5 protein-coding genes are annotated in these 5,060 nt (G+C 61.1%); 2 read left to right on the top strand and 3 right to left on the bottom strand.

Annotated elements, in window-relative coordinates:
- Positions 1 to 449 (top strand): phosphate acyltransferase (locus tag ACILRN_RS15625; protein ID WP_395689855.1); only part of this gene is annotated, 449 nt, incomplete at its 5' end.
- 8 nt (positions 450 to 457) lie between these two features.
- Here ACILRN_RS15625 and ACILRN_RS15620 read toward each other — a convergent pair.
- From ACILRN_RS15620 to ACILRN_RS15610, 3 genes are all read right to left on the bottom strand, one after another.
- Positions 458 to 2,599: a malate synthase G gene (locus ACILRN_RS15620; protein WP_395689853.1), complete on the bottom strand. Its 2,142-nt coding sequence runs from the start codon at positions 2,597 to 2,599 to the stop codon at positions 458 to 460.
- Between the two features lie 58 nt (positions 2,600 to 2,657).
- The gene (locus ACILRN_RS15615) at positions 2,658 to 3,137 is read right to left on the bottom strand and encodes a hypothetical protein (RefSeq protein WP_395689852.1); all 480 of its coding nucleotides are present in this window, start codon (positions 3,135 to 3,137) and stop codon (positions 2,658 to 2,660) included.
- A 148-nt stretch (positions 3,138 to 3,285) separates the two neighbouring features.
- Positions 3,286 to 4,236, bottom strand: coding sequence for an AEC family transporter (locus tag ACILRN_RS15610; protein ID WP_395689850.1), 951 nt, complete (start codon positions 4,234 to 4,236; stop codon positions 3,286 to 3,288).
- A 141-nt stretch (positions 4,237 to 4,377) separates the two neighbouring features.
- Between ACILRN_RS15610 and ACILRN_RS15605 the strand changes: the two genes are divergently transcribed.
- A complete protein-coding gene (locus tag ACILRN_RS15605) occupies positions 4,378 to 4,797 on the top strand; it encodes a cupin domain-containing protein (RefSeq protein WP_395689848.1) in 420 nt (139 codons plus the stop codon).
- Positions 4,798 to 5,060 lie beyond the last annotated feature (263 nt).

Below are 5,060 nucleotides of genomic sequence, written 5' to 3'. Positions count from 1 at the left end.
ATACGGTGCTGATGTGTGCCGCCCATGTCGGCCGGTTCGGCATCACGCCGAAGGTCGCACTGGTGACGCATTCTGACTTTGGCGATTTCAACACCCCCGATTCGGAAAAAATGCGCGCGGCTCTTGCTCTCATCCGGGCGCGCGCTCCCGCCCTCGAGATTGACGGCGAGATGCAGGCAGATACCGCGCTGATCGAGGCCGTGCGGCAGCGGAAGCTGCCAACTTCGACCCTGAAGGGAGAGGCCAATCTGCTTGTCCTGCCCGACCTGACGTCGGCCAACGTGGCCTATCAGACTGTAAAGGTGTTCGGTGATGCCTTGCCAATTGGCCCCATCCTGCTCGGTACGGCGCTGCCGGCGCATATCCTCACAGGCTCCGTCACATCACGTGGCGTGGTCAACATGACGGCAATTGCGGTGACCGAGGCACTGGCTCTCGGCGCTGGCTGAACCAACTGTCAGTTGCCGGACTTCACCCTGAGGCGTGCCGCATGCAGCAGGGGTTCGGTGTAGCCGTTAGGCTGTGACCGGCCCTTGAACACCAGATCGCAGGCAGTCTGGAAGGCGATTGACAGTTCGAAGCTGGGCGCCATAGGCCGGTAATGCGGATCTGCTGCGTTTTGCCTGTCAACCACGGCCGCCATGCGTCTCATGACGTCCATCACCTGCTCCTTGCTGCAAATTCGGTGATGAAGCCAGTTGGCGATATGCTGCGATGAGATCCTCAGAGTGGCGCGGTCTTCCATCAGCCCGATATTGTTGATGTCAGGCACCTTGGAGCAGCCAATGCCCTGGTCGATCCACCTGACGACATAACCAAGAATGCCCTGGGCGTTGTTTTCGATTTCGCGGATGATTTGCGCCTCCGTCCATTTGCGGAAGGCCGCCACCGGAACGTCCAGCAGCGCTTCCACATAAGCCCTGCGGCCAGCGGCGGCGAGGCGTTCCTGCACGGCAAAGACATTTATGCGGTGGTAGTGCAGGGCGTGGAGCGTCGCCGCCGTTGGCGAGGGAACCCACGCACAGCTGGCGCCAGACTTGGGATGCTCGATCTTTTGTTCGAGCATGGCAGCCATAAGGTCTGGCGCAGCCCACATGCCCTTGCCGATCTGCGCCTTGCCGCGAAAACCGCACTCAAGCCCGATGTCGACGTTAAGGTTCTCATAGGCAGTGATCCAGCTCTTGCGCTTGATGAAATCCTTGCGGCTAAACGGGCCGGCTTCCATGGAGGTGTGGATTTCATCGCCGGTGCGGTCGAGAAAGCCGGTATTGATGAAGGCCACGCGGTGTCTTGCGGCCCTTATGCACTCCTTCAGATTGACCGAGGTACGCCGCTCCTCGTCCATGATGCCGAGCTTGACCGTGTGCTGCGGCAGTCCAAGCATCGCCTCGACGCGCGAAAAGGTCCTGTCGGTGAAGGCAACTTCGTCAGGCCCATGCATCTTGGGCTTGACCACATAGACAGATCCGTGGTGCGAGTTGCGAAGACCCAGCGTCTTGCGCAAGTCGTGCATGGCGATCAGGACGGTCACGGCAGCGTCCATGAGACCTTCGGGAATTTCCTCGCCCGAGGCATCGAGGATTGCCGGCGTCGTCATCAGGTGCCCGACATTGCGCACCCACAGCAGGGCCCTCCCTTTCAGCACAAAGGGTTCGCCTGCTGGCGACAGGAAAAGCCGGTCCTCATTCAGACGGCGCTCAATGGTCTTGCCCGCCTTCTCGAACTGCGTGGCCAGTCCGCCCTTCATCAGGCCCAGCCAGTTGCGGTAGGCAACGATCTTGTCGTCTGCATCAACGCAGGCCACAGAGTCTTCGCAGTCCATGATGGCCGAGACCGCGCTCTCAATCACCACATCGGCAAGCAGTGCCTGGTCACGGCTTCCGATGAAGTGGGCCCGGTCGAAGACGAGCTCGACATGCAGGCCGTTGTTGCGCAGCAGGATCGAATCCGGCGCTCGCGGGTTTCCACGGTAGCCGGCAAGCTTCTCCGGTTGGATCAGCGGCATGTCATCAACGAGCAGCTTCCCATCCTTGATGTGATAGCGCCGTGCATCGGCATGGCTTGTGCCGTCGATGGGGAAGGCTTCGTCGAGAAAGACCCGTGTGCGCGCAACGACCCGCGCACCCCGGCCACGGTCGTAAGCTCCGGCGGGAGGCGGCCCTCCCATCGCATCTGTGCCATAAAGGCAATCATACAGCGATCCCCAGCGGGCATTGGCGGCATTCAGGGCGTAGCGGGCATTGGTCACCGGCACCACCAGCTGCGGCCCGGCAATATGGGAGATTTCCGGGTCGATGTTGATTGTCGCGATGGTGAAGTCCGGGCCTTCCGGCAACAGATAGCCGATCTCTTCAAGAAAGGATTTCTGCTCGGCAATGCCGGCCCCGGGATTGCTCCGGTACCAGTCATCCAGCCTCGCCTGCAGTTCGTCGCGCCTTGAGAGCAGCGCCTTGTTTTCGGGAGCCAGGTCTCGGACGAGATCGCTGAAGCCCTGCCAGAACCGGGAGGGATCAAGCCCGGTGCCCGGGACGGCCTCTTCATTGATGAAGCGGTCCAGCCCGGCATCAATCTGCAGCCCGTGGCGAGAAATGCGAGTCATGTCCCTACTTTCTGCTCTCGAGCATTCCGGTCTGCCTCGTCAGTGGACAGTCCTTTGGTCAGTCCAGGTTCAGCACATGCGTCCAGGTGCCATCTGACAAATGCGTCGTCACAATCGTCCCTTTGGCGCCGGCATATTTCCCCGTGCCACCGATAATCGCGCGCTCCAGCGACTGGTCCAGCTTCACCGTGGAGCCGGCTACCGGGTAAGGCCCGATACCCTGAACCAGGATGCGGTCGTTTACGCCGCTCGAAAAGGAGAATACGGCGGATGTCATCCGGCTTTCCGTCTCGCTGTTGTCGAGGGACTTGCCGGTTGTTGTCATGATCCAGTCCATGGTGACGGACTGGTTGTCGGAGGTCTTGCCGAAAAATTGCCAGATGCGCTGATCGCCAACCGAGTCGCCCGGCGTTGCCAGGTCGATATAGGTTGGACTGGGGATCTTGCCGTGAACCACGGTCACGGTCGACTGGGCAATGGCGGCAGGGCTGAGCGGAAGCAGGAACAGCGCCGCCAGGAGGAAAACGGACGTCTTCATCGAGGGCCTCACAAAAAGCAGTTTCTTGCGACGACCGGGACCGGCCGAGACGCTCGTCTAGTGCTCTAGCCATGACGGGCGACAAGTCAAGTAGCTGGCCGGGTGGGGGCAAGGTGTTGGCCTCGAGGAGGCCGCCTCAAACCCGGTGTCAGGGCAAGAGACCCGCGCCTATGGCGTAGATGAGCAACGGCACCGTGATCGCTGACAGAAGCGTTGTCACGATCACGGCAGCCGAAGCCCCTTCCGTGTAGCTGCGGTACTGGCTTGCCAGGATGAAGGCATTCGAGGCAGTGGGCAGCGCGGCCATCATCACCGCCACATGGAGCCACAGCGGCGTTATGCCGGGAATGAGGCTCACCGCGATAAAGGCCATGGCAGGTTGCAGGAAGATCTTCATCCCGGAGACCAGCATCAACTCAGGTCCGGTGCCGGCAAAGCGTCGCAGCCCCACGGTGACGCCAAGTGCGAACAACGCCGCTGGCCCGGCAGCCTTCATCAGCATGTCGAGCAGGGTGTTTACCGCGCCGGGCGCCGTAAGATGCAGGGCCGAAGCGACCACCCCAAGGACCGTGGCGATAATGAATGGGTGAGTCATGACCTGCCTGACGATCCGCCACAGGATCTTTCGCCAGTGCGTGTCCTCTTCCTGCTGAGCCAGTGTTGCCAGCAGTGGTGCGAGAACGAAGTGCAACGTGCAATCGCAACAGAAAACCAGCGCGGCGGGAACGGCGGCTTCGGGCCCGAAGAAGGCAACGGCCAGCGGCAGGCCCATGTAGCCGACATTGCCATAGCTGCCTGCCGTGCCCTGCAGCACGGCGGTGCGCCAGGCCGTGCCGAACATGACGCGGGAGAGCAACATCACGATGAAGAATGCAACTGTCGTGACAGACGTCGTGGCGAGCAGATAGGGCCAGTTCGCCAATTCCTCGACCGGAGCGTCGGCCACCACCTGGAAAATCAGTGCGGGCAGAGCAAAGTAGATAACGAAGATGTTGAGCCAGGCCAGCCCCTGTTCGCCAGGCTGCCAGCGACGCGCGGCCACCACACCCAGAAGTATCAGCCCGAAAAAGGGCAGGGCCAGATTGAGAATGTCCGACATCAACGTCACGCCGCCGCAGCCATGCCGCCTCATGCCCCGATCGGACGCAATTTGCAACGCTTGCTTATCTTGCTTGCCGGTAATGGCTCGTCATGCCAAATCACGGGGTCTTGAAACAGCTGCAAGGGAAGAAACACCATCATGATGCATCTCCGTCTGCCGACCGCCGCATTTTTTGCAATTGGTTTGATGTCCGCGCCCGCCTTGGCGGACGGCTATCCGGCAACGCCGCTTCTCTCCACTGCCAAGACGATCGTTGGCGAAGACATCGTCTATCCGGCCTCAGGCCAGCCGCAGGTCAACGCCATGATGGTGAATATTGCGCCGGGTGAAAAAACCGAACTGCATTCACATGGCGTTCCGCTGTTTGTCTATGTTCTCGAAGGCGAAGTCACTGTCGAATACACCGGGCACGGCCAGAAGACGTTCAAGCAGGGTGACTCCTTTGTGGAGGCCATGAATGTGACCCACAGGGGCATGAACCTTACGGACGGCCCGGTGAGGATTCTCGCAGTCTACATGAGCGCGGTTGGAGCGAAGGACGTAATTCCGGCGCAATGAGCGTGGGCTGCTGTCATGTCGGCTGGCCTTGCGGCACCAGGAGCTGGTGCGCCGGTTGCTGATCGAAATGAGGATCTGAAGGCCGGGCCTGCGCCTGTCGGTTCTGCCGCTGGGACGCGCTGCAGCTGTCGAGGCGCTGGTCGAGGGGCGTGCCGATATCGCGCTTGGCGTGCTGTGGGAGGAGTCACCCGTCGTTTCGGCTCAGCGCCTTTACGAGGAAGGCTTCCTGGTTGCAGGAACGGCGTCAGCGCTTCCCGACGCAC

It is taken from the genome of Aestuariivirga sp. (assembly GCF_044238155.1).
In the GTDB taxonomy this organism is placed as follows: Bacteria; Pseudomonadota; Alphaproteobacteria; order Rhizobiales; family Aestuariivirgaceae; genus Aestuariivirga.
This window is presented reverse-complemented; position numbering and strand designations above follow the sequence as displayed.